Source organism: Dyella sp. (assembly GCF_035685885.1).
GTDB lineage: Bacteria > Pseudomonadota > Gammaproteobacteria > Xanthomonadales > Rhodanobacteraceae > Dyella.
The window spans coordinates 26,795-49,446 of record NZ_DASRZX010000030.1 but is presented as its reverse complement, the minus strand read 5'-3'; the positions used below and the strand labels follow the sequence as shown (position 1 = coordinate 49,446).

21 protein-coding genes and 1 pseudogene are annotated in these 22,652 nt (G+C 64.2%); 9 read left to right on the top strand and 13 right to left on the bottom strand.

Translation table 11 applies throughout. The features are described from left to right. Positions 1-222: 222 nt before the first annotated feature. Positions 223-1,773: an FAD-dependent monooxygenase gene (locus VFG49_RS03920; RefSeq protein WP_324858203.1), complete on the bottom strand. Its 1,551-nt coding sequence runs from the start codon at positions 1,771-1,773 to the stop codon at positions 223-225. 81 nt (positions 1,774-1,854) lie between these two features. Between VFG49_RS03920 and VFG49_RS03915 the strand changes: the two genes are divergently transcribed. Then, positions 1,855-2,502 carry a TetR/AcrR family transcriptional regulator gene (locus VFG49_RS03915; protein ID WP_324858202.1) on the top strand — a complete coding sequence of 216 codons (648 nt, stop codon included), beginning with the start codon at positions 1,855-1,857 and terminating at the stop codon, positions 2,500-2,502. 20 nt (positions 2,503-2,522) lie between these two features. Here VFG49_RS03915 and VFG49_RS03910 read toward each other — a convergent pair whose 3' ends face one another. Further along, positions 2,523-3,419, bottom strand: coding sequence for a LysR family transcriptional regulator (locus VFG49_RS03910; RefSeq protein WP_324858201.1), 897 nt, complete (start codon positions 3,417-3,419; stop codon positions 2,523-2,525). Between the two features lie 109 nt (positions 3,420-3,528). On the opposite strand from VFG49_RS03910, the gene VFG49_RS03905 reads away from it, so the two are divergent. The 3 genes from VFG49_RS03905 to VFG49_RS03895 all read left to right on the top strand — a co-directional run bounded on the left by VFG49_RS03905 (position 3,529) and on the right by VFG49_RS03895 (position 6,818). After that, on the top strand, positions 3,529-4,413 hold the full coding sequence (locus VFG49_RS03905; protein ID WP_324858200.1) for an aldo/keto reductase family oxidoreductase: 885 nt from the start codon (positions 3,529-3,531) through the stop codon (positions 4,411-4,413). 388 nt (positions 4,414-4,801) lie between these two features. After that, on the top strand, positions 4,802-5,719 hold the full coding sequence (locus VFG49_RS03900) for a JmjC domain-containing protein (RefSeq protein WP_324858199.1): 918 nt from the start codon (positions 4,802-4,804) through the stop codon (positions 5,717-5,719). Between the two features lie 256 nt (positions 5,720-5,975). After that, complete coding sequence (locus VFG49_RS03895) at positions 5,976-6,818, top strand: SAM-dependent methyltransferase (protein ID WP_324858198.1); 843 nt, start codon at positions 5,976-5,978, stop codon at positions 6,816-6,818. A 5-nt stretch (positions 6,819-6,823) separates the two neighbouring features. Here VFG49_RS03895 and VFG49_RS03890 read toward each other — a convergent pair whose 3' ends face one another. After that, positions 6,824-7,588, bottom strand: coding sequence for a hypothetical protein (locus tag VFG49_RS03890; RefSeq protein ID WP_324858197.1), 765 nt, complete (start codon positions 7,586-7,588; stop codon positions 6,824-6,826). A gap of 301 nt (positions 7,589-7,889) precedes the next feature. On the opposite strand from VFG49_RS03890, the gene VFG49_RS03885 reads away from it, so the two are divergent. After that, complete coding sequence (locus tag VFG49_RS03885; protein ID WP_324858196.1) at positions 7,890-8,228, top strand: hypothetical protein; 339 nt, start codon at positions 7,890-7,892, stop codon at positions 8,226-8,228. A gap of 45 nt (positions 8,229-8,273) precedes the next feature. Beyond that, positions 8,274-8,714 carry a nuclear transport factor 2 family protein gene (locus VFG49_RS03880; RefSeq protein ID WP_324858195.1) on the top strand — a complete coding sequence of 147 codons (441 nt, stop codon included), beginning with the start codon at positions 8,274-8,276 and terminating at the stop codon, positions 8,712-8,714. Positions 8,715-8,814: 100 nt separating this feature from the next. On the opposite strand, the gene VFG49_RS03875 is transcribed toward VFG49_RS03880, so the two are convergent. The 6 genes from VFG49_RS03875 to VFG49_RS03850 form a co-directional block, all read right to left on the bottom strand. Beyond that, a complete protein-coding gene (locus VFG49_RS03875) occupies positions 8,815-10,581 on the bottom strand; it encodes a thiamine pyrophosphate-requiring protein (protein WP_324858194.1) in 1,767 nt (588 codons plus the stop codon). 171 nt (positions 10,582-10,752) lie between these two features. Further along, the gene (locus VFG49_RS03870) at positions 10,753-12,681 is read right to left on the bottom strand and encodes a PAS domain S-box protein (RefSeq protein ID WP_324858193.1); all 1,929 of its coding nucleotides are present in this window, start codon (positions 12,679-12,681) and stop codon (positions 10,753-10,755) included. Between the two features lie 141 nt (positions 12,682-12,822). Next, entirely contained in the window at positions 12,823-13,032 is a 210-nt protein-coding gene (locus VFG49_RS03865; RefSeq protein ID WP_324858192.1) for a dodecin, read from the bottom strand. Between the two features lie 142 nt (positions 13,033-13,174). Continuing rightward, positions 13,175-13,318: a hypothetical protein gene (locus VFG49_RS03860; RefSeq protein ID WP_324858191.1), complete on the bottom strand. Its 144-nt coding sequence runs from the start codon at positions 13,316-13,318 to the stop codon at positions 13,175-13,177. Between the two features lie 43 nt (positions 13,319-13,361). Further along, on the bottom strand, positions 13,362-14,873 hold the full coding sequence (locus tag VFG49_RS03855; RefSeq protein WP_324858190.1) for a DUF1254 domain-containing protein: 1,512 nt from the start codon (positions 14,871-14,873) through the stop codon (positions 13,362-13,364). A 116-nt stretch (positions 14,874-14,989) separates the two neighbouring features. Further along, positions 14,990-16,096 (bottom strand): hypothetical protein, encoded by a 1,107-nt coding sequence (locus tag VFG49_RS03850; protein ID WP_324858189.1) that lies wholly within the window; start codon positions 16,094-16,096, stop codon positions 14,990-14,992. A 270-nt stretch (positions 16,097-16,366) separates the two neighbouring features. On the opposite strand from VFG49_RS03850, the gene VFG49_RS03845 reads away from it, so the two are divergent. Together VFG49_RS03845 and VFG49_RS19215 are read left to right on the top strand one after the other, a co-directional pair. Continuing rightward, complete coding sequence (locus tag VFG49_RS03845) at positions 16,367-17,530, top strand: alpha/beta hydrolase (protein WP_324858188.1); 1,164 nt, start codon at positions 16,367-16,369, stop codon at positions 17,528-17,530. Between the two features lie 51 nt (positions 17,531-17,581). Next, positions 17,582-17,809 (top strand): annotated as a pseudogene (locus VFG49_RS19215) (PAS domain S-box protein); the annotation flags it as partial. Here VFG49_RS19215 and VFG49_RS03840 read toward each other — a convergent pair. Next, the gene (locus tag VFG49_RS03840; protein ID WP_324858187.1) at positions 17,709-18,530 is read right to left on the bottom strand and encodes a transporter; all 822 of its coding nucleotides are present in this window, start codon (positions 18,528-18,530) and stop codon (positions 17,709-17,711) included. The pseudogene VFG49_RS19215 and the gene VFG49_RS03840 sit on opposite strands and share 101 nt — an antisense overlap. A gap of 301 nt (positions 18,531-18,831) precedes the next feature. Here VFG49_RS03840 and VFG49_RS03835 point away from each other — a divergent pair, with 301 nt between their 5' ends. Beyond that, positions 18,832-19,776: a SphA family protein gene (locus VFG49_RS03835; protein ID WP_324858186.1), complete on the top strand. Its 945-nt coding sequence runs from the start codon at positions 18,832-18,834 to the stop codon at positions 19,774-19,776. A 52-nt stretch (positions 19,777-19,828) separates the two neighbouring features. Here the strand turns inward: VFG49_RS03835 and VFG49_RS03830 are convergent, their stop codons facing one another. The 3 genes from VFG49_RS03830 to VFG49_RS03820 all read right to left on the bottom strand — a co-directional run bounded on the left by VFG49_RS03830 (position 19,829) and on the right by VFG49_RS03820 (position 22,543). After that, positions 19,829-21,037 carry a DUF2252 family protein gene (locus tag VFG49_RS03830; RefSeq protein ID WP_324858185.1) on the bottom strand — a complete coding sequence of 403 codons (1,209 nt, stop codon included), beginning with the start codon at positions 21,035-21,037 and terminating at the stop codon, positions 19,829-19,831. A 94-nt stretch (positions 21,038-21,131) separates the two neighbouring features. After that, a complete protein-coding gene (locus VFG49_RS03825; RefSeq protein ID WP_324858184.1) occupies positions 21,132-21,401 on the bottom strand; it encodes a flagellar biosynthesis protein in 270 nt (89 codons plus the stop codon). Then, positions 21,398-22,543, bottom strand: a complete 1,146-nt coding sequence (locus VFG49_RS03820; protein ID WP_324858183.1) for a flagellar hook-length control protein FliK — start codon at positions 22,541-22,543, stop codon at positions 21,398-21,400. Before VFG49_RS03820 ends, VFG49_RS03825 begins: the two co-directional genes overlap by 4 nt. Positions 22,544-22,652 lie beyond the last annotated feature (109 nt).

The following is a 22,652-nucleotide window of genomic DNA, read 5'->3' as shown; positions in this document are numbered from 1 at the left end:
TTCGTCAATACGCGGCACGCACCAAACGCCTCGTCCCGGGGATTTATTGAACGCGCAATCCGGCACCACGGGTCGTTTTGGCGGGTAGCGCGGACAGGTTCTCCGTGATGTGAGTTGACCCTCGATCCGAAGGTGACCTGGGCGATGCAGAGCGTCGGCGCGCGTGCGACGCGGCGTGACACACGTGGCCGCTTTCAACGGCCCAGGCTTGGGCGCTGGACTTTACGAAATTCGTCGCGTGATGGATGGGCCTGGCTCTCCGAACCATCGAGACAAGGCGTGCGCGGCGTCATCAGGATCTGCCATATCCTCCGCGGCCCAGGCCACCACACCATCGGGACGTACGAGCATCGCGACCAGGCCGAGCTTGTCCTTCGTATCGCCAGCGACATGGATGACCTGGGGGTCCCAGCGAGCCGCCAGCTCCTGAAGCGGCGCATCGGCGCCAAAATCCAGCAGCAGGCCTTTGCCCGTCCTGAGGCGTTCGCCGATCCTCGTTCCGTCGGCCAGCTCGAAATCCGGCGCGCTGTATCCGGCCAGCGGATGGCCATCGCCCAGGTCATGGCGCAGCGATACGCCCCACACGCGCTCGGCGAAATACGTCGCGCCGTCACCGGTGTCGATGAGGTCACGGATGATCGCCTCGAGTGCTCGCGAACTTCGGGTGGGTCGCATCAGTGCGACCTGTGCACGTGACCAATCCAGGACTTGGGCGCCCACAGGCATCCGTTCGTGGCCATAGGTATCGAGAAGGCTGCTGGGTGCGTCGCAACGGAGTGTTGCAGCGAGCTTCCATCCCAGATTCATGGCGTCGCCAAGCCCCAGGTTGAGGCCCTGGCCACCCAGCGGCGAATGCGTGTGCGCAGCGTCGCCAGCAAGCAACACCCGTCCTTTGCGATACGCCGTTGCCTGATAGGCGCGATCGGTCCAGGTGGTGGCAAGCTTCAGGGCCGCGATGGTGACATCCGTGCCGGAGACTCGGCGCAGCACCGCTTGAACGTGTTCCTGTGCTGGCGAGTTGCGGTGGAAAGCGCCGCCATCGAAATCGACCATGCCGATGATGCCGGGTTGCGCATAGGTGTACATGCCCGTTGGCGTGTAATGGCGACCCGGGCGAAGTTTGTCCGCATCGGCCAATGCCACTTCGACGGAATACCCGGTGAACTCGGGATCGGTGCCGACAAATTCAAAGCCGCCTGCCTTGCGTACCGTGCTGCGCCCGCCATCGCAGCCCACCAGCCAGCGACCATGAAACGTGTAGCCCGGGGTGCGGATGGCGACGGTTTCCTGCGATGGATCGAATCCTTCGATCTCAACGCCGCGCCTGATATCGGCTCCCATCGCATTGGCGCGCGTGGCCAGAACCGATTCGAGTGACTCCATGTCGACCATCATGCTGTTGTCGATCGCACTCGGCAGTCTATACGGCCATTGCGAGGTGTTGATCCTGTCGTGGTAGAACTGGATGCCGGCGAAGTGGCCGGCAGGCCGGCGGGGTTGGTTCATCCAATGGGCTGCAGCAGGTGCGCTGCGGTGATTCGCTGACTCGTTTGAACGCATGCGCGTCGCGATGTCGTCCAGCAGGCCGCGCCGATGGAAAGCCTCGATGGTGGGCGTCGTGAGGCCTCGCATGCCGAAGGGAAGGCGCTTGAAGGGTGAATGGGGATCGGCGGCCCGTTCCAGCACCAGGACGGAAAGGCCTGCGAGACGCAGTTCGCAGGCAAGGAACAGGCCCACAGGGCCGGCCCCGGCAATCACGACGTCATGTATCAAGATGGTGTCCTCGGGCGAGCGCCAAGCCATCAAGCGGACAGCGCTCAAGCAAAAATAATACACTCAGTATAATATTGTCACATGAGCACCAGCGCACCAGGCCAGCCCGGACTCCGTGACCGCAAGAAGGCGGCGACGCGACAGGCGATTTCCGATGTCGCCACGCGCCTGTTCGTCGAGCGCGGTTTCGAGAATGTCTCGGTCGATGACATAGCCAGCGAAGCGGATGTCGCCAGAAAAACCGTCTTCAACTACTTCCCCCGGAAGGAAGATCTGGTTTTCGACCGCGAAGAGGAAAGCGTGGCGCTGGTGCGCCACGCGCTTGCCGGTCGTGGCGAGCAATCGCCCGTGGCGGCATTCCAGGCGTTGATGCGCACGCTGTTGGAGCAGCGGCATCCGCTATTGAGGATCACCAGGCGATCCGTGCAGTTCTGGCGGACGGTCGCGGAAAGTCCCGCGCTCAGCACGCGTGCGCGCGAGCTTCAGATAACCCTGGCCGATGATCTCGCCGCGATGCTGTGCGAGGCTGCGCACATGCCGAACTTCGACCCGGACGGCCGTCTTGCTGCCGCCATGTTGATGGATACCATGGTGATCGCCTATGGCGAGGCGCTACGCATATTTCGCAGGAAAGGCGACACGGGCGCAGCGTTTCTGCAGGTCATGGAACGTGGTTTCACGGGCGTCTCCGCAGCGCTCGCAGGCACACCGTATACCCGCAGCCCATAGGGAGCCGGATGGCAATGCAGTCATCCCGCGCGGATGAATTCAACGAACGCACGCAGCGGCGCGGGCAGATGGCTGCGGCCGGGGTAGTAGAGGAACGGGCCTGTAAAGGTTTGCCACCAGGGTTCCAGTACAGGTTCGAGCGCGCCGCTGTCGAGATGCGGGCGCAACCAGTCTTCGAATAGATAGATCACGCCCAGTCCACCGATGGCGGCTTCAATTGCGAGGTCCGCCGCGGCGCCGATGCGGACCATCAGCGGGCCGGTGGGATCAACCTTTATCACTTCGCCATCGCGCTCGAACTCCCAGACAGGAATGGCGCCGCTGGCGAATTGTCCGCGCATGCACGCGTGGTGGAGCAGGTCGCGGGGATGTTCGGGGCGACCATGCGCACGCAGGTAGTCGGGCGACGCAGCCGTCGCGAAGCGCTGGAAACGGGGCCCGATGGGCACGGCGATCATGTCCTGCTCCAGCCGCTCGTCGTAGCGGATGCCCGCATCGCAACCTGCCGCCAGCATGTCGACAAAACTGTCCTCCACGATGACCTCGAGCTTGATCTCGGGGTAGGCCTTGAGGAACGGCGTGATGATCGAGGGCAGGACAAGGCGCGCAACGCTGACGGGCACGTTGAGCCGAAGTGTCCCGGTGGGTCGGTCGCGAAAGCTGTTGACCACATCCAGCGCGGCCTCCACCTCGCCTAGCGCTGGCACGAGCCGTTCGGCCAGGCGCGCCCCCGCCTCCGTGGGCGAGACGCTGCGCGTCGTGCGGTTGAGCAGCCGGACCCCAAGGCGCGTTTCGAGGCGTCGGACGGCTTCGCTCAGGCTTGACGCCGAAATACCGCTGGCGCGGGCGCCTTCACGGAAGCCACCCGCCTGCACCACCGCGAGAAACGCGAAGAGGTCCTGAAAATCCGTGGTCATTGTTCGGCACCTCGCACAACCCGTGCCGATTTCAGCGGATTATCGCGCAGCCAGTCAACGTCTATAGTCCTCGTACCTCTCATCCGTTCGCACACTCGTGGAGATGACCATGACCAACCGTTCCAAGGCGGGCAGCTTTTCGTTGGGTGATCGACAGGTGGCCCGCATGGGTTACGGCGCGATGCAGCTGGCAGGCCCGGGCGTGTTCGGGCCGCCGAAGGACCACGCGACGGCCATCGCCGTGTTGCGCCAGGCCATTGATGCCGGCGTGAACCACATCGACACCAGTGACTTCTACGGGCCGCATGTCACCAACCGGCTGATCCGAGAGGCGTTACACCCTTATGCAGCCGACCTCGTCATCGTCACCAAGGTGGGCGCAGTGCGTGGTCCCGACGCGTCATGGAACCCTGCCCAGAGTCCTGCGGAGCTGACCGCTGCCGTGCACGACAATCTGCGCAATCTCGGCGTCGACGTGCTCGATGTGGTTAACCTGCGCATCATGGGCGATGTCTTCCAGCCCAGTGAAACCTCCATCGAAGCGCAGTTCACGGCGCTGGCGGGGCTGCAACAGAAGGGCCTGATTCGGCATCTCGGCCTCAGCAACGCCACCTCGGGCCAGGTGGCGCAGGCGCAGCGCATCGCTCCGGTGGTGTGCGTGCAGAATCACTACAACCTGGTGCATCGGGCCGACGATGCGCTGATTGACAAGCTGCAGCAGAAAGGCATCGCCTACGTGCCGTTCTTTCCGCTCGGCGGTTTCACGCCGCTGCAGTCCGACACGTTGTCGGCGGTCGCCAAGCGCCTTGGCGAAACCCCCATGCAGGTCGCGCTTGCGTGGCTGCTTGCGCGCTCCCCGAACATCTTGTTGATCCCGGGCACGTCGTCACCGGTGCATCTGCGGGAAAACCTGGCGGCCGCAGAACTGGTGCTGTCGGCCGATGTCCTCGGCGAACTGGCGCACATGGCCGACCGTCCACGCGCGGCCGGATGATGCGCAGCGATGCTGCCCACGACCTGATGGGCGCCACGGCAACCGCCTCCTGGCTGGCAATGCTCGGCACTTCACGCTGGGTGTCTGGATGGAACTCGAAGTCGTCGAGACGTGTTGAAGCGATGGCAGGGAGCCTGCGCGTGGCTTGCGGAGACCCTGGCGAGGCCGCAAGAAAACACGGCTTTCCGCGCATTGAAGTTCGCATCATTTAGCCGTCCAAATAAGCTCTTGCGCTGAGATTCATCACCCTGAATTTCAGCGCATTTTCTTTCACGGCGTATGTCTTCCAGATGTCTGCTTCGTGCTTATGCGCCAGCGTATAAGTTGGGCCGAAAGCTACTTTTCGGTTCAACGCATCGCCTTGCCGGAGCAAGGCCTGGAGGCGCCCATGAGCAGCATGCCTGTCTCGGTCGTGGACATGGATTGGGATGCATTCGACCCGTGGCGCATACAGCCGTTCAGGCATGCGCTGCTGGATCATCCGTTGCTGCAATCGGAGCAGCTGGTGGAGCTGGGCAAGCGCTGCCGTGGTACGACGCGCTGGTATGCGTTCAACAGCGACGTGACCGCCGGAACGGATTTCGACGAGGCCGCGCAGCTCTTTCCGTGCGCAAAGTCCGCGGTGGATTCCTTGCGTGATATCGGCAAGGCCAACGCGTGGGTGCTGCTTCGCCATATCCAGGCCGATCCGCTGTACCGCGAGCTGGTCGATTCGGTCATCAATGCGATGCAACCGATGATCGAGCGGAAAGATCCGGGCCTGTACTACCGCGCGGGATGGATCTTCTCCGCCTCGCCCAATACGGCCACGCCATTCCACATCGATCGAAGCCATGTCTTTCTCTTCCAGGTGCGCGGCACCAAGACGGTGTACGTGTGGGACGCCGAAGATACCCAGGTATGCAGCGATCGCGCGCGCGATGTGTTCCACATGAGCCATGACCTGAGCCGGACCCTGTGGAACGAGTCGTTCCGCCAGCGGGCCCATGTCTTTCAGCTGAGTCCGGGCATGGGCGTCTACATGCCTTTGACCAGCCCTCACATGGTTGAAACCAGCAACGAGGCATCCACCACCATCAGCTTCACCTACAACACCGATGCCACGCGCCGCAATGCAAAAGTGCACGTGATGCGCGAGATGCTCTCCCACCTGGGCATGACGCCGCCCGATTTCGGCAGGAACCCTGTGTTCGACGGCGCGGCCTTCGCTGCCGCTTCGGCCATCGTGGTGTGCCGTGGCCCGGGGGGACATCCGCCCGCGTGCCCGTCACTCAGGAAGAAGACGGCGTACGCCGTGGCGGATTGATCGGCCTGGCGCGTTTTCGATGCTCATCCAAAAGGCATAGAGAGCTGTTTGCGCCTGTGCAGCAGCGGAGGAAACTGCGCTGCGCATTTTCCTGCTGGCATGGGGCTTAAGCAGGTAATTGCGCAGAGAGGGCGATGTCCCCGACGGTCTGCTCGCACCGTCGGTCATAATATCCCTGGGTTTGAGAGCGCTGCCGACAGGCATGCCTGGACCTGTCGCTAAACGGGCGCCTGCCCGAACCAGGAGAAAGACTGTCGTGTCGCATTATTCCGGTCCGCTGCTTACGCGTTCCGCTCTCGATGCCATGCTCGCCGCTCGCAATGCCGAAGCGGCCGAGTGGATGGGTTCGCTGGATCTTGGCTGCTCCGATGGCAAGGCGGCGCTCCAGCCCGAACATTGGGAGTGGAAAGGTCGGCGCTATCCTTACCCGCAGAAGTTGAAGAACCGCACGATCTATTTTTGGGATGGCGAGGAATTCGCGCCCGTCTCGCGCTTTTCCGGCTCGCTGATCAAGCTGGTGCCCACGGAGTGGGGTGCGCCGACGTTCGAGATCGACGGCATCAAGATGCTGCCCACCTCGAAGGAATCGCCGTTCGAGGACGCGCGCCGGAAGGTGGAGCTGATCGAGCCACGCGGGAAATCCGTGCTGGATACTTGCGGTGGCCTGGGTTATTTCGCGGCGTGCTGCCTGGAAGCCGGCGTATCGCGCATCCAGTCGTTCGAGAAGAATCCCGACGTATTGTGGCTGCGCACCATCAACCCGTGGTCGCCCGATCCCGACGCGCCTGTCCATGGTGGCCGCCTGCAGCTGGCCCACGCCGACGTTTCGCTGGAGATCGCGAACGTGGCGGAAGCTTCGGTGGACGCGCTGCTGCACGATCCGCCGCGCTTCGGCATCGCGGGCGAGCTCTATTCCCAGGCCTTCTACGACCAGCTCGCGCGGGTGCTGCGCCGCGGTGGTCGTCTGTTCCATTACACGGGTAGCCCCAACAAGCTCACCAGCGATCGCGACGTTCCGCGGGAAGTTTCAAGACGGCTGGAAAAGGCGGGGTTTCGCGCGCAATTGGCGCTGGATGGCGTGCTCGCCACAAGGCGCTGACGCGATCAGTGTTTCAGGCTGTCCGCCAGCGCGATGAGGTTCTGCGGCGCCACGCGGATCAGTCCGCCCTTCGGGCTGTCGATGTCCGCGATCAGCATGAACGAAATGGCGATGACGACGGGCAGGATGAACAACAGCGCCGGTTCTGTCGTGAGCCGTCGCGAGCTGAAGCCGATCAGGAGATTGCAGCCCAGTGCGATGACGACCATCAGCGCCCATGCCGCCGCAGGGATGCGGTTCCACCAGGACGCCTGGGCATAGCCTTGCGAATTGAGCACATCGTTCATGCCTGCGACCACCAGGGCCGAGAGCACGTCGGGTTTCTCCTGTGCGGGAGGCACTACGGCGGCCCATAGCTGGGCCTGCAACTTGCTCGTGCGGGCGTTGATGTTGCGAAGGCCGGCATCGCTCCGGGTGCTGTAGAAGGCAATGCGTTGCGCGAGATAGTCCACCAGCAGCGCGCGCGCCTTCGAAGCCTCGGCCGGAGGAAGCAGGTCAAGCCGCACGTATTCCGTGCCGATGGCATTGGCTTCCGCTTCCTCGTACAGCTTGCGCTGGTCGTAGCGGCTGATCGACATGGAAAAACTGAAGCCGATGATCAGGGCCAGCAGGGTCAGCGTCGCCCCTTGTACGACATTGAACGCGTCGCGCACATCGCTCTCGGCCGGTCCGTGGCGCCGGGCGAGCATGACGCCCAGCCGTTCGGCGAGCCACATGCAGGCCAGGGATACGAGCAACAGCACGATCGGGTAATCGGTGATGACGCCCATTACATCGCACTCCATCAGGTTTGCCGTCGCGCTTGCCGCCCGGTTTCGCCCGGGCCAACGCGCGGGCCCGTCGTGCGCCGGGTGGGGAAACGATAACCCGTGGCACTTCCGCACGCGATCATGAGTCCGTGGGGAGCAGGGAAGAGGCAAGGCGGGCCGGGCTGGCGTACGATTTGCCGATCTGCCCACGCGGGGATGCCATGGGTATCTGGATGGCGAAGACCACCAACCATCGTGCCGCGCCATCGCCGTGCCAGCACGGACGTCTGGCCGTCCATGGCGGGGCGAATGGAGAGGGCGCATGAAGCGGCGGACACGGCGCCGTATCGCCAGGGCGCTGCTGACCTGCCTGGCGATTGCCGGTCTGGCGGGCATGGCCAGCTGGAATCGCTGGCACAAGCCGCAAGACGAGGCGGCCGTGGCTGCACAGGCCATGCATGAGCGCGATGTGGCCTCCTGCGAGCAACAGATCCGGCCGACACTGCACGGCCGGGTGGATGGCTGGCGCTTGACTCACGAGCAGCGGACTTCGCGAGGGAGGCTCTTTACCTTTCTCGCCAGCATGGACGACAGATCCCGGCTTTACAGTTGCGAAGTGGATGGCTCCGGCACGGTCCTTGGAGTCGAGGCTTCGGAGTAGTGGGGCGAATGGAAGACCTTGTTTCCTGACCCGGAGGGGAATCCCATGAAATACGGCTTTGCTTTACTGATCGGCCTGTTGCTCAGCCTGCCCGTACACGCCACAGGCGCCAACGATCCCAAGACAGTGGTGCTCGATTTCTACAAACTCGCCATGCAGGAATTCAAACCGCGTGAAGCCTTTGCGCGCTATGCCGCTGCCGATTTCGTGGAACACAGCGCCGACAGCGCCGGTGGCACCGCCGCCTCCACTGTCACGTTCCTTGAAGGCCTGATCAAGCAATTTCCCGACCCTCACTGGGAGGTCGTGCGCAGCGTCGCCGAAGGTGACCTGGTGTTCCTGCACGTGCGCGTGACGCCCGCTCCCAAGGCACCGGCCATCGCGGTGGCCGAGATCTTCCGCGTTCGCAACGGAAAGATCGTCGAACACTGGGATGTCATCCAGCACGAGCCGGCGAAGGCGGTGAATCCGAATTCGATGTTCTAGCGCCAGCGTGGCGCCGTGATGTGCGCCATCGCGCCCGATGTCGACCTGTCCTGGTCACCCCAACGGCACCCGTCGCAGCGTGATCAACCTGCACGGATCGTCACGAAAGTACCTCGCGCAAGGTTTGCCGGATCACGCCGCGCGCGTCGGGATCGCCCTTGGCCAGCGCGGTGAAATAGGCCCTGGCCTGGGCCAGCGTGATATGCGGTGGAAGTGGCGGTACATTCGGATCGGCGATGAATTCGATCACCACCGGCCGGTTGGAGGCGAACGCAATTCGCCAGGCTTCGGCGATGTCTTCGGGCCGATCGACGCGGATGCCGGGGAAGCCAAGCAGCTCGGCATAACGCGCATAGGGAAAATCCTCCACGTCCTGCGCGGGCGCGAACCTGGGATCTCCCGCGATGGCGCGCTGCTCCCAGGTGACCTGGTTGAGGTCGCGGTTGACCAGCACCATCACCACGAAGCCCGGATGCTGCCAGCGCTGCCAGTACTGCTTCACCGTCACCAGCTCGGCGTTGCCATTCATCTGCATGGCGCCATCGCCGACGATGGCCAGCACGGGGCGATCCGGATGCGCCATCTTCGCGGCGATCGCGTAGGGCACGCCGCTGCCCATGGTGGCGAGCTTGCCGGACAGCGAAGCCATCATGCCTTTGCGCAGCCGCACATCGCGCGCGTACCAGTTGGTGTGCGAACCGCAGTCGTCGCAGATGATCACGTCGTCGGGCAGGTGCGGGGACAACTCCCAGAAGATGCGCTGGGGATTGATGGGGTCGGCCGGCTGCATCGCCGCCGATTCCAGCGAGCGCCACCACTTGCGCACGTTGAGCTCGATGCGTTCGCGCCAGTCCGGATCTTTCGCCCCATGCAGGCGGGGCAGCAGCCGGCGCAGCACTTCGCGGCTGTCGCCGATGAGGTTGACCTCGGTGGCATAGCGCATCGACACGTTGTTCGGCGAGATATCTATCTGCACGGCGCGGGCCTGCCCGTCAGGAGGCAGGAATTCGGCATAAGGGAAGGTGGTGCCGACCATCAGCAGGGTGTCGCAGTCGTTCATCATGTCCCAACTCGGCCGCGTGCCCAGCAGGCCGATGGAACCCGTGACATAGGGAAGATCGTCGGGCAGCACGCCCTTGCCGAGCAAGGCCTTGGCCACGCCTGCGCCGATGCGTTCGGCGACGTCACTCACCTCGCGCCCCGCATGCAGGGCGCCGGCGCCCACCAGGATGGCGACGCGCTCGCCCGCATTGATGACGTCGGCGGCGCGATCGAGGTCCTGGTCCACGGGTACCGGCCGTGCGATGGCCGCGCCCACGCCCGAGTACACCTCGCCGTGTTCGCGCGGCGGACTTTCGACCGCGTCCATTTCCTGCACGTCGTTGGGCACGATCACGCAACATACGGTGCGCTCGGCCTGGGTGATGCGGATGGCACGGTCGATGACATGACGTGCCTGCGCCGGCGTGTTCACCGTTTCCACGTAGCGCGCGACGTCCTTGTACAGCGAGTGCAGGTCCACTTCCTGTTGATAGTCGCTGCCGATGGCCGAGCGCGGCTGCTGCCCGACGATGGCGAGCACCGGCATATGATCCATGCGCGCATCGTAAAGACCGTTCAACAGATGGATGGCACCAGGGCCCGAGGTGGCCATGCATACGCCGATCTCGCCGGTGAACTTCGCGTGAGCACAGGCCATGAACGCGGCCATCTCTTCATGGCGCACGCGTACATAGTCGAAGCGATCCGCCGCGCGGCCCATAGCGCCCATCAGGCCGTTGATGCCATCGCCGGGATAGCCGAAGACGCGCCGTATGCGCCATGCACTGAGGCGCTTGAGCATGAAATCGGAAACCGTGTGTTTCATCATCGCAATCCCGCGAGGCGGCGATATCACGATGTGACAGCGGGCATGCGAACCACGTCACCGGCTCGTGGTGGCCGTGTGACGTGGTCAGTGCACGCTCAGCGATGCGAAGAGGCGTTGCGACACGTGTCGTACGCGGACGCATGACGCATGCGCGCGCGGCGAGTCGCGCTACGCAGCCTCCAGCTTGCTGGCCCGTTCGACGGCGCGGACAAGGTCGTCGCGCCCGAACGGCTTGGGCAGGCGCACCAGTTCCCTGGAGGTGCCTTCAGGCAACTCGGCGTAGCCGGAGGCCAGGATGATCGGCAGGTTGGGCCAACGTTCGCGGATATGCTCGATCAGCTGCAGGCCGTTCATGCCGGGCATCGCGTAGTCGGTGATGACGATGTCGAAGTGGCTACCGATCTCCAGCATTTCCAGCGCGACGCGCCCGGAGTGCGCTTCGTGGCTTTCATGGCCGAGATCGCTGAGCACGGCGTTCATGGTCATCGCGATCAGCGGATCGTCGTCCACCACGAGGATGCATTTCTTGCCGAGCTTGGCGGGCACCGACGCGGGCGCCGGCGCGGTGGGCGCGGCTTCGGGCTCGCTGGCGACAGGCGCCACCGGAAACCAGAGTTCGGCCGTGGTTCCCTGGCCCACTGCGCTGTGCAGCACCAGCCGGCCACCGGATTGTTCGGCAAGGCCATGCACCATCGACAAGCCAAGGCCGGTGCCCTTGCCAACGCCCTTGGTGGTGAAGAAGGGGTCCATGGCGCGGTCGAGGGTGGCCTGGTCCATGCCATGGCCTTCGTCGGTTACCGCGATGCACACGTAGTTGCCTTGGGCCAGCCCGGTGCGGTGCTTCGGGTTTGCGACGTTCTCGCAGCGTGCGGCAATCACGATGTGGCCGCCGTTGGCCATCGCATCGCGCGCGTTCATGACCAGGTTCAGCAGTGCAAGTTCGAGCTGGTTGTTGTCCACCTGCACGCGGTCCAGCGTGAGCGGAAACAGCGTATCGATCACGATCGTGGGGCCCGCCGAGCGCTGCAGCAAGGCGCTCATGCCCTGTATCAGCGCCTTGAGGTCCACCGCGGTGGGTCGCAGCTCCTGCTTGCGTGCGAAGGCCAGCATGCGCTTGGTCAGCGCGGCGCCGCGTTGTGCGCCCGCCACGGCGTTGGCAAGCAGGTTGAGCGCTACGGGATCCTGCTGCAGTCGCGACTCCAGGATCTCCAGGCTGCCCAGCACAGCCATCAGCAGGTTGTTGAAGTCGTGGGCCACGCCACCGGTCAGCTGGCCAATGGCTTCGAGCTTCTGCGACTGGAACAGCGCCTCGCGTGCCTCGGCCAGTGCGATGTCGGCGTTGCGTCGCGCGGTGATGTCACGGGTGATCTTGGCGAAGCCTACATGCCGGCCCGCATCGTCGCAGATGCGGTCGATGATGGCGTGTGCCCAGAACGAGGTGCCGTCCTTGCGCATGCGCCACCCCTCGGCCTCGAAGCGGCCTGTCTCCGTAGCGATGCCCAGCGCGCGCTGCGGTACCTGCTGTGCGCGGTCTTCCAGCGTGTAGAACGTGGACAGGTGCTTGCCCAGAATTTCCTCGCGCGTATATCCCTTGATGCGCTGCGCGCCGGTATTCCAACTGGTGATGTAACCGTTCGGGTCGAGCATGTAGATGGCGCAGTCGCCCACGCCCTGGACGAGCAGGCGGAACTGCTCTTCGCTGCGGTGCAGGCGATCTTCCGCTTCCTTGCGCTCGGTCAGGTCGCGCGTCACCGAGGCGTAGCCGACCAGTTGGCCGTCGCTGGTACGTACGGGATCGATCACCACGTTGGCCCAATAGCGGGTCCCGTCCTTGCGCAAGCGCCAGCCTTCGGTCTCGAAGCGCCCCTCGTCCTTGGCGCGCTGCAGCCCCAGCTGCGGTTCGCCTGCCTGCTGGTCTTCCTCCGGGTAGAAGCAGCCAAAGTGACGCCCCATGATTTCGGAAGCGTCGTATCCGGTGCCGCGTGCCGCGCCGCTGTTCCAGCTGGCGACATGACCCTCGAGATCGAGCAAATAGATGGCGTAGTCGACGACGGCGTCGACCAGCAGCTCGTACTTGTTGTGTTCCGCGATGTTCAAATGCTCCCCCGTGACGCGACCTGATTGACGGGCCGACGGACTATATACGTCTAGGAAACGTCTAGGCCACGTCAAAATGGCCTGCACCGTCGAGGGCGGGGGCGGGCGAACGCGGTCCGCGAGGGCGCGGGCGATGCAGGGTCAGTCTTCGAGGGTGAAGCCTATCTTCAGCGTGACCTGCCAATAGGCAACCTTCCCGCCATCCACATGGCCGCGAACTTCCGACACGTGGAACCAGCGGATGTCGCGGATGGTCTTGGAGGCCTTTTCGATGGCCGTCTTGATGGCGTCGTCACTGCTGACTTTCGACGAGCCGGTCAGCTCCAATGATTTGTAGACGTGCTCGGACATGGTCACTGACCTCCGGGGCCAAGGAATGAACATCGGGCGGCGCGCTCCCGATGGCGGGAGCGGATCAGACCGTCGTGCAGTCGACGCTCATGAGCGACAAGGATGCGTGAATGCCGGACGGCTTCATTTCAACGGTTCAATGTCATCGGGTTTCCAGCTCTTGCCCGAAACGGGACTGCACATGGTCGTTGTCCAGCCAGCCATGCGCATCATTGTTCTGGGCGATGACGGGGGCGCTCGATGCCAACAGCAGGGCGGTGACAAGCGCGGTGCGGTGCATGCGCATGGACGTGTTCTTTCAGGCGTCATCAGGGAGATGTGGCGGTGTTTCAGGAAACCGGCTGGATGTCTTCAAGCGACCAGCTCTTGTCGAACCACGGCTGCAGCGGTCCGTACAGGCGGAAGATCAGGAACCAGCCCTTGCCCGGCACCGTCTGAATCCAGTTGCCGGCATCCTTGGGGCGCCTGGGAGCGAAGTAGATGTCGGTGGTGCCATCGGCGTTGGGTTTGAGTCCGCGCGCGCTGGACAGGCTCGGGAACTTCTGGTCGGTCTGCAGCATGGAGCGCGTCTGCGGGTCGTACACCACCACGGACCAGAAATCCTTCACCGGTACGTTGGAGCCGACATGCAGGCGATAGATTTTGGCGCCATCGAAAGGATTGCCCTGCACGTCGAGATTGGCTGCCGCGTACTGCGAGCCGATGCCCGGCATGGCCACCGCCATGGCTGGCGTGTCGATGGTGGCGGCGTAGAAGAACATCGTGCGGGCATCGAAGTTGCGTGCGCCGTCGTTCAACCACTCGTAGCTTCCGCCAACGAAGGGCGTATTCCAGTGTTTGTCGGGATAGATGAGCGTCGCCTTGTCGCGGTTGCGGAAATCGATGGCGCGCGCGGTGGCGTTGCCGATCGCGGCGCCATCGATGAGGATCTTCTTCATGCGCTCATCGGGGGCGAACGCCTTGCCCTTCACCATGCCGATGGAAGCGAACAAGCCCGTCATGTCCGGCCCGTACACACCGGCTGGCTCTTCCTGCACGATCTGGTTGATCTCGTCGTAGAACTCGATGTTGTTGGCGTGCACCGTGTTCATCACCTTGCCGGACAGGTTGATGAAGCGCGTCTTCGGCGGTTTCGATGCGCTGGCCAGCGGATAGACGCGCAGGCCCTGCTTGAGGCTGGCGACGCCCGGCTTGGTATCGCCGCCCTTCATGAAAGCGCGGCCAAACAGCAGATTCCCGAATGTCGGTGGCCTGACGACGAAATAGCCCGAAGGGATTTCGCCCTGATAGCCGGGAGGCACGAACAGATATTTGCCGCCCTTGCCCTTGTCAGGGCCGGCATTGCCCATGTCGGTGACATAACGGAACCAGAGATCATCGACGACGCCGAGAATGTTCGGAGGCGTCTCCACGACGATGGGCCCGTTCTTCAAGTCCATCCAGTTCCAGAAATAGATGGTTTCCGTGTTGGCGGTGAGAAAGAGCGATCGCGAATCCATCAGCGTTTCGAAAATGCCGACGGTGCTGTCCACAGCACCCGCCTTGCGTAGTCCGGCACGGATCGACACCATCGAAGCGCCCGGTATGCCATTGAGGAACACCTCGGTGGCGCGCATCGTGTCGAGGTTGTCGTAGACCTTCTTCGCGGTTTCCGGCGTGGGAATGCCGTCAGTGAAGCTGAGTGTGCCCAGGCTCGAATCCACCTGCGCTGGCGTGGTGATCTGCGGTGGGATGGGCGTCGCCATCTTGGGCTTGGGCACCGCCGTGTCGGTTGCGTGCGCGGTCATGGCGAACATCGCGGCGGCCAGCGCCACGTGCAGCCGTATCTTGCCCGTCTTCATCGCGCACTCCCGAATGAACTACCCGCAGCTTTCCGCAGGGGCAGGGGAGCGACAAGCGCGAAACTACTTGGCCGGACTCAGTAAAACTACTGGTTGGCCATCGTGTGCCGCGGATTTCAGCTCTTGGCGGGAGCCGGCTTTCTGGCGGCCTGCGCGCAGCTGTCCGCGTAGTTCTTGAGCGCTCCCTGCAGATTCGCCAGTTCCATGCGAAAGCCATAGCGCACCGCGCCGCCACGATCGGCCATCCACACGCCCATGGACCTGGCGGCGAGGAACTGGCTGAGCTCTGCAAAGGGAACGGGCCGCGTTACCACTACCGATTCGCTGTTGGTGGTGATGCTCTCGCGATCGCCCGGCAGGATCTGCTGCTGGTCCACCTCGACATAAGAACCGGTGGCGCGCGCCATGATCTTCCTGGCCCGCTCGAAGCCGACCATGTAGTACGCCGTCAGCGTGAGGCCTTCGGGCTTGCACAGCAGGGTGATGCGGCGTTCGCCATCACGCGCGGGTTGCCCCAGCATCAGGTAGGGCGCACCGCCCATCAGGTAGTACTTCGCGTTGGGCATTTGCAGGCCGTTGTTGGCGTAGCCGCTCTTGACCAGGTCCTCGTTGGTCAGCAACGCCTCTTGCGGCGCCGCCGGGTGCAGCCATTCCGGATGGATGTCCATCTCCTTGAGGTAGGCCGCTATGCCGGCCGCTGGCGCCGGCGTGGGATCGGTGGGAAGCACGCCAAAACGATCGTTGCCGGTGGGCGCCCAGCGATACAGGCCGCCCAGGTAGGCCAGCGTGCACGGGCCCATGCAGTTGGCTTCGCGCGGCGCCGCCGGCGAGCGTGACGTGCGGCGCGGCACGCCAAGGTGCGTGGCGATGTCGTTGGCGCGGAACAGCCGACCCAATGCCATGCCGGCCTGCAGGTCGCCACCGGTCGAATTGAGATAGACGTCCGAACCGCGCGGCACCTTGCCGGCGCGAACGAGGGCGTCGAAGCGTTCCGGCGCGCCGGCGTCCATGTTGCCGTAGAGATAGATCTGCGGAACCTTCGCCACGGCAAGCGTGAGCTTGTCCGCGTTCAACTGGATGGACAGCTCGCCGGCCGTGCCCGATTCGCGTGCATCGCTTCCGGGAGTGGCAGCGTGCACGCACGCCGCGATCGCCAGGCCGAGCACGGACACCAGCCATGCGAGGCATCGTCGTGGTGTCGCTTGTCCATCGAGGTTCTGCATGGGAGGGAGTCCGGACCGTAAGGCCGCACAGTCTGCCTTGCCGACCATGTTTTCAGGGTAAATGCGCGCGTGGCCGTTCAGGCCGGACGTCCGGACACTTGTCCGCGGACGTCTCCCGTTTTTGCGGTTTGTGCGCAAACGACTGAAAGCACGCGCTTTTTGCATGCGGCGCGGGTTGGCACGAGCCTTGCCACAGGGATACCCATGGCGATGCGGGGCCGTGTTCCGCATCGCCGCGACCTTTCCAATAACAAGACAGGAGTCCGTGGCATGTCCCGCAAGTCGCTACTCATCTCTCTCGCGCTGGCCGTCGGCATGGCTGCGCCCGCCTTTGCGCCCGCCTCAGCCGCCGATGCGCCGGCCAAGGAAGCACCCACCCTGACGCGTGCCGAAGTGACGCGCATCCTCGACAGCAACCGGATGATCCTTCCCTCGCAGGGCGTGGACGAGAAGGTGAAGCTGCACATCAACGGCATCGACCAGTGGATCTCGGTGCGTGGCAAGGATCGCCGCAATCCGATCCTGCTGTTCCTGCATGGCGGCCCGGCCGCGCCGGCAATGCCCGAGGGGTACACCTTCCAATCGCCATGGGAGGATTACTTCACCGTCGTGCAGTGGGACCAGCGCGGCGCGGGCAAGACCTATCGCGCCAATACGGAAGCGGCCATGGCGCCAGGCATGAGCATCGAGGGCATGACCAGCGATGCCGAACAGGTGGTGCAATACCTGCGCGAGCACTACGGCAAGCAGAAGATTTTCGTGCTCGGCCATTCGTGGGGTTCGATTCTCGGCGTCGAGCTGGCGCAGCGTCACCCGGACTGGTTCTACGCCTATATCTCCACCGGGCAGGTCGTGAACGGCCGACGCAACGAGGAGGTGGGCTTCAACTACGCGCTGCGCCGCGCGAAGGAAGAGGGCAACCAGACAGCCATCCGCGAGCTGGAGGCGATGACACCCTATCCGGGCAACGGCAAGATGACGCTCGAACGCATCGGCATGCGCAGCAAGTGGGAAATGTATTACGGCGGCCTTGCCTGGGGCCGCAAGGATTACCAGTTCGACGTGGACGCGGAGGAGCTTTCGCCCGACTACAGCCGCGAAGACCTGGACGCCATCGACAAGGGCAGCCTGTTCTCGCTCAATCACCTGCTGCAGCCGCTGCTCGACGTGAATTTCGACCACGTCACGCGCTTCGGCTGCCCCGTGATCGTCTTTGTCGGGGCACACGACTACACCACGCCCCACGAACTGACGGAGGCATGGTTCACGCACATCCAGGCACCGTCCAAGAAGCTGGTGTCGTTCGCCGACTCGGCGCACATGATGATGCAGGAGCAGCCGGGACGTTTCCTGCAACACCTGGTGACCGACGTGCTGCCGCTGGCGCAGCAGGCTGGCGATGTGATGCCGACCGAAGTGGTACGCGATCGCTGATCGCCGTCACGTTGGCGAAAGGCAGCGCACCATCGAGGCAGCAGGGCGTGGTATCTCGGCATCATCGAGTCGGCGCCCGACGGCATGATGATCGTCGATGAAAGGAGCCGCATCGTATGCGCCAATCCCATGCTGGAGGCCATCTTCGGTTACGCCAGCGTCGAACAGCTGGTAAGGCTCAGCGTTTCTGCGGCAACAAGAAGGTCACCACGAAACGGAAACCCCATCCCTTCTGTCCGGTGTCCGAATGTTCGGCCCAGTACCGCACGCCACCGGTGAAGCTCACCGGATGGCCGCCGATGCGCGTGAGCTTGCCCACCGTGAAGTTCAGCGGTACGGCCCACTGGCTAGTCTTCCAGTCGTAGGTCGACTCGGCGTTCAAGGTGTACGTCCATGCGGTGGGCGTGGTGTAGCTGAGGAACGGCTGCAGGAAGGTGCTGCTGACATCGGGATGTTCGCGATCGTGGGCGACCTTGGCCACCGACCAGATGTGGTTGAACAGGAAGCCGTAGGTCCAGCCGTGGTCCTGCTTGAGCACCACCGCCGTGGGTCCCAATCCCCATCGCCTGGTGCCGAGCAGGTCGTTGGTGGCGGTCGGGATCAGGAACGCCGGGCCCACGCCCCAGATCACCCCACCACTGGTTGGCTGCGTCGGCGAGAAGAACAGGCTCTGGGTGATGTCGCCCAGGCCGAACTGGCTGCCGCTGCCTGGCGCAATGTCGGACTGGTCGACAACCGGAACGATGGTGCGGGAGATCATGTTCCAGTCGTCGCCGATGGGGACCGGCACCACCGGCTGGATATTGGTGTAGAAACGGTGGCCGCGATCGAGCGGGCCGATGTTCTGGTCGTAGTTGAACTGCAGCGGCACGCTGATCATCGCCGCCACCGGGTTGGACAGCTTCTTGGCAAGATCGGCAGCGTCATCGGCTTGCTGCGCCATGGCGACGGAGGACAGCAGGCACAGGCCGGCGCAGGTGAGCAGTCGTGAGGTCAACATGGCGATCCTCTGGTGGCAGGCCTTCCATGCAACCGTGCAAGCGGTCTGGTGCCGCGTGCCGCCGTGCCAGGGATCGGCACGGCCATGGATGGCGTCAACCCAAGACTGTGGGGATCGGCGCATGCCCACAAGCGCAAAACCACGGTACGGATCTGCGTAAATCTACGTAGATTCCGTAGGTGGAATTTCGCTTGTTTAGGTACCTCGCGCGCGTCCACCCTGACGCCAGCGCAGCCGCGCCCGGCGACCTGCCGCAGCGCCAAGCGCGTGACCGCCCATCCCCGGGGACTGCCGAGACGCCATGAAACGATTTGACCTCATTCCGCTTCTGCTGGCCGCCGTGGCGGCCGTGCCTGCGCATGCGACGGAAGGCGCCCTGGGGCGCGCGATCACCGGCCTGCAGGCCACCTCGTATTCGGGCCTGATACCGCCGACGCCCGGCTGGAACTGGGGCCTGGCGTATGCCTACTACAGCGGTGACATCAGCGCGTCCAAGCAGGTGCCACTCACCGGTGGCGGCGTTTCGCTGGGCCTGAAGGCCGAGTTCCAGCTGCTCAGCGGCGCGGGCGTGTATATCTGGCACACGCAACCCTCGTCATGGAACTTCGCCTCCTCCGTGACGCTGCCGTTCGCCTACGTACACGCGAACATCGATGCCAGCTTCGGCAACTTCACCCGTGGCCAGACTGACCACGACACCGGCCTGTACGACATGACGTTCGTGCCGGTGATCGCCAGCCACCACTTCAGCCAGACGCAGCACATGTCGCTGGCGCTATACATCTATGCACCCACGGGCAGCTACGACCCGGGCAGACTGGCGAACGTAAGCCTCAACACCTGGACGTTTTCGCCCACCGTTGGCTACACCCAGCTGTTCCAGCAAGGCACGCTGGAATGGAGCACGACGACGGCGGTGGATTTCTACACCCGGAACGACGACACCGATTACCAGAACGGCGCGGTGTTCCGCATCGACACCTTGCTGGTGAAGCGCTTCGCGTCGGGCTGGGGCCTGGGCGGCGTGGGCGGCTGGATCGAGCAGATCGATAAGGACAGCGGACCCACCGCGGACAAGCTCAACGGCTTCAAGGGCCGTTCGCTGGCGCTGGGTCCGATGGTGAACTACCTGAAGAAGTGGCAGGGCGGGCAGGTGGAGTTTTCCGCGCGCTGGCTGCACGAGTTCGACGTGAAGAACCGGCTTGAGGGCAACCCCTTCATGTTGACAGCGACGATTTCGCTATGACGCCTGTCCGGTGACACGTGGCGCGGGCGGCGATGCCCGTGTCACGCGCGGGTCACGCCTTGCCGCCGATGTAGCGACGGCAGTGATCGAGATAGTCCTTCTCGTGCATCGACAGCAGCCCGGTGACGGCTGACCACAGCCACGAGGGCGCATCCAGCGTGCGCGAATGGCTGCGCCTCAGTTCGACACACCAGGCCGTGCGCGTGTCCGGATCCATCTGCCGCGAGTGCGCCTGGCCCACCACGTGGGCGAGGTAGGCGGCCACATGGCGGGCTTGCTTGCGCTTGAGCCGCGCGATATCGATCTTCAAGTCCTGTGGCATCAGTTCGCGCACGAACACCGGTTTGCCGAGCAGTCGCGCGGGCCGCATGCGTTGGCCCAGCGCGGGCGACAAGTGCCTGGCCGCCATCACCACGCGTTCGGCGGGATCGCGTGGCATGCGCACGCCCGAAGCGCGCGGTGCGACGGGTGTTCCTGCTTCCTTGATGTCGATGAGGCACAAGTCGTCGCCCTCGACCACGTTGCCGTCCACGTCCAGCAGTGCGGCGTAGCGCAGCTTGCCCAGCGAGCTGCAGCCCTTGCGCCAATACGCGGCATCGAGCACGGCCACCTTGCCCTGCGATTCGCGATGGCGCAGCTGGGTAGCAAGCGCATCCAGTTCCGGTTGGCGGAACAGCGACTGGATGGCCTTGCGTTCGCCCGCCTTCAATGGCCAGAACTCCGTGCCGAGCGGAAAGCTCAGTTCGCTGCCGGTCAGTCGCTCGTTGGCCAGGGCTTTCCAGCTTCGCCGCAAGGCTCGCTTCATCACGAGCTTGATGGCAGCGGGCATGGCCGGCTCCTCGTCGTCGTTGTCGGGAAATGCCGCTTCGTAGCCATCGAGCATCGCTTCCATCATGTTGGCGGTGGTGATGCCCGGAAGATCCGAACCGCGCGCCGCCATCGCCAGCGACAGTGCAAGGCGGATCAGGTCGTGCGCCGGGTGGCCGATGACGCTCTGGTCGAAATCGCGGATCTGCAGGTGCACGCGCAAGTGGTCATCCGCCACCGGGCCGATGTTGCCGATATGGCAATCACCGCAGATCCAGATCGCGGGCCCTTCAGGCAGATGAGGCGCCGCGCTTGAGTCGAGCCATTCGTAAAATTGTGCGGTGTTGCCGCGCACATACGCGTGCGCCGAGCGCGCCATCTTGGTGTTGCGGCGCTCGATCAGTGCGCCCTGGCGCTGCGCTGACGCGACGGTGGTACTGGCTTTGTGCGACATGAACACTTCCTTCGGATGCCGTTCGACTGTCGCGAACCGGGCATGAAGGACGTGTCACATTTTTTGTGTGCGAAGCTTGTGCAGCACCGATGATTCAGTGCGGCTCGTCCGCTGCGTCGTAGATGCACGAAAATACCGCCGCCGCCGCTGCATACAGTGTCGACGGCACATCCTGGCGCAGTCGCAGCGACGCGAGCAGCGCGGCCATCTGCGGATCGTGGTGCAGTGGAATGCCCAGTGCGCGGGCGCGTGCAAGCAGGGTTTCCAGCGACTCGGGGGGCAGTCCGGCCGGTTGCGCGCTGTCCGATCCACCGGAAAGGCGTAGCGTGACGCGTCGACGGGCGGGTGGCAGCGACGTGGTCATGCCATGGTCTTCAACAGGATGGCGCTGTGCGGGCTGCTCGACTGAGGCAGGCCCTGCTGGCAGCTGAGCTGGTCGAGGACCAGGCCGGAGGACGCCAGTTGCTGGCGCAGCGCGCCGAACTGCAGTTCGAGTCGATGCACGGTGCTCGCGCGTTCCGCCCACAGGCGGACCGAAAGACGAAGATGGCGCAATTGCAGTTCGCCCTGGATGGGGCCAAGGGCCGGCAGGTCCAGCGCAAAGCCCATGGTCCAGCCGGCGCCGCCCTCGGCATCCGCACCCTGCTGCTGCAACTGGATCTGCAGGATGTCGCGACCGCCTTCGCCCTGAAGCGGAATTTCGATCATCCACGCCGCGACGGTGGTGGCCTCCAGCTGCGCCACTTCCACGCGCGCGATCGCGGCATGCACTTCGCCGTGCAGGCGGCCGAGCAGCGCATCGACGTCGTCGCTCAACAGCAAGGCCTGCGGCAGGATGACCCGCGGTTGGACCTGCGGTCCGCGCTGTTGCAGGGGTGGTGCGGTTTCATTGCTGCCGACCGAGGCGCGCCGCGCCGGCAGGTAATCGTCGAGCAGGCTGGCCAGGCGCAGCAGCGCGCCTTTCCAGTCCTCTTGGCTCAGCCCGGCCATGTCGACCTGCGATTGCGCCAGTTGCGATTCGAGGAACAGGCCGCTGCGGTTGACCGCTTCCTCCAGGCCTTCGGGACGCGTGATTTCGGTGGGCGTGCGCACGCCATGTTCGAGCAGGGCGAGGGCAGGACGCAGATAAGCCGGCAATTGGCGCAGCGCCGGGCGCTGCGCCAGCGCATCGAGCGTCGCGAGCAAGGGCGCGTAGCCGTTCTGCTGTGGCAGGCGCTCGCGCAATGCGACCTGGATGGCGGGCTCGGGCGTCTGCGGCGCGATCACTTCCAGCATCGGTTGCGCACCCAGGGTGAGCACGCGCACCTGGAATTGCGACGGCAGCTGGCCGCGCGGCGCCTCGGCCTCCACGGCCAGCGCACCGATCTGCAGCACCATCAGTCCGTCCTGATTGATTCCCAGTGGTCGGGCGGACAACACCGTGCCGATGCGCCAGCTCTCGGCAGCACTGCCGGAAGCGGCGCCGGCCCAGGTGAGGGCGGCCAGGCTGGTGGGTTGAATGACCAATCAAGACTCCTTGGGTGCGAATGAACGCGCCCACTCGTGCCCCATACATCGGCGCATCGTGGAGAAACTTGAGCGCTTTTTTTTGCGAGCCGGATCACGCGGCATGGCG

Coding starts and splice junctions, on each gene's coding strand:
- VFG49_RS03835 (WP_324858186.1), top strand. CDS start 18,832: ATGAAACGATTTGACCTCATTCCGCTTCTGCTGGCCGCCGTGGCGGCC.
- VFG49_RS03845 (WP_324858188.1), top strand. CDS start 16,367: ATGTCCCGCAAGTCGCTACTCATCTCTCTCGCGCTGGCCGTCGGCATG.
- VFG49_RS03890 (WP_324858197.1), bottom strand. CDS start 7,588: ATGGGCGTCATCACCGATTACCCGATCGTGCTGTTGCTCGTATCCCTG.
- VFG49_RS03825 (WP_324858184.1), bottom strand. CDS start 21,401: ATGACCACGTCGCTGCCACCCGCCCGTCGACGCGTCACGCTACGCCTT.
- VFG49_RS03915 (WP_324858202.1), top strand. CDS start 1,855: ATGAGCACCAGCGCACCAGGCCAGCCCGGACTCCGTGACCGCAAGAAG.
- VFG49_RS03900 (WP_324858199.1), top strand. CDS start 4,802: ATGAGCAGCATGCCTGTCTCGGTCGTGGACATGGATTGGGATGCATTC.
- VFG49_RS03830 (WP_324858185.1), bottom strand. CDS start 21,037: ATGTCGCACAAAGCCAGTACCACCGTCGCGTCAGCGCAGCGCCAGGGC.
- VFG49_RS03905 (WP_324858200.1), top strand. CDS start 3,529: ATGACCAACCGTTCCAAGGCGGGCAGCTTTTCGTTGGGTGATCGACAG.
- VFG49_RS03880 (WP_324858195.1), top strand. CDS start 8,274: ATGAAATACGGCTTTGCTTTACTGATCGGCCTGTTGCTCAGCCTGCCC.
- VFG49_RS03865 (WP_324858192.1), bottom strand. CDS start 13,032: ATGTCCGAGCACGTCTACAAATCATTGGAGCTGACCGGCTCGTCGAAA.
- VFG49_RS03855 (WP_324858190.1), bottom strand. CDS start 14,873: ATGAAGACGGGCAAGATACGGCTGCACGTGGCGCTGGCCGCCGCGATG.
- VFG49_RS03875 (WP_324858194.1), bottom strand. CDS start 10,581: ATGAAACACACGGTTTCCGATTTCATGCTCAAGCGCCTCAGTGCATGG.
- VFG49_RS03850 (WP_324858189.1), bottom strand. CDS start 16,096: ATGCAGAACCTCGATGGACAAGCGACACCACGACGATGCCTCGCATGG.
- VFG49_RS03860 (WP_324858191.1), bottom strand. CDS start 13,318: ATGCGCATGCACCGCACCGCGCTTGTCACCGCCCTGCTGTTGGCATCG.
- VFG49_RS03885 (WP_324858196.1), top strand. CDS start 7,890: ATGAAGCGGCGGACACGGCGCCGTATCGCCAGGGCGCTGCTGACCTGC.
- VFG49_RS03910 (WP_324858201.1), bottom strand. CDS start 3,419: ATGACCACGGATTTTCAGGACCTCTTCGCGTTTCTCGCGGTGGTGCAG.
- VFG49_RS03840 (WP_324858187.1), bottom strand. CDS start 18,530: ATGTTGACCTCACGACTGCTCACCTGCGCCGGCCTGTGCCTGCTGTCC.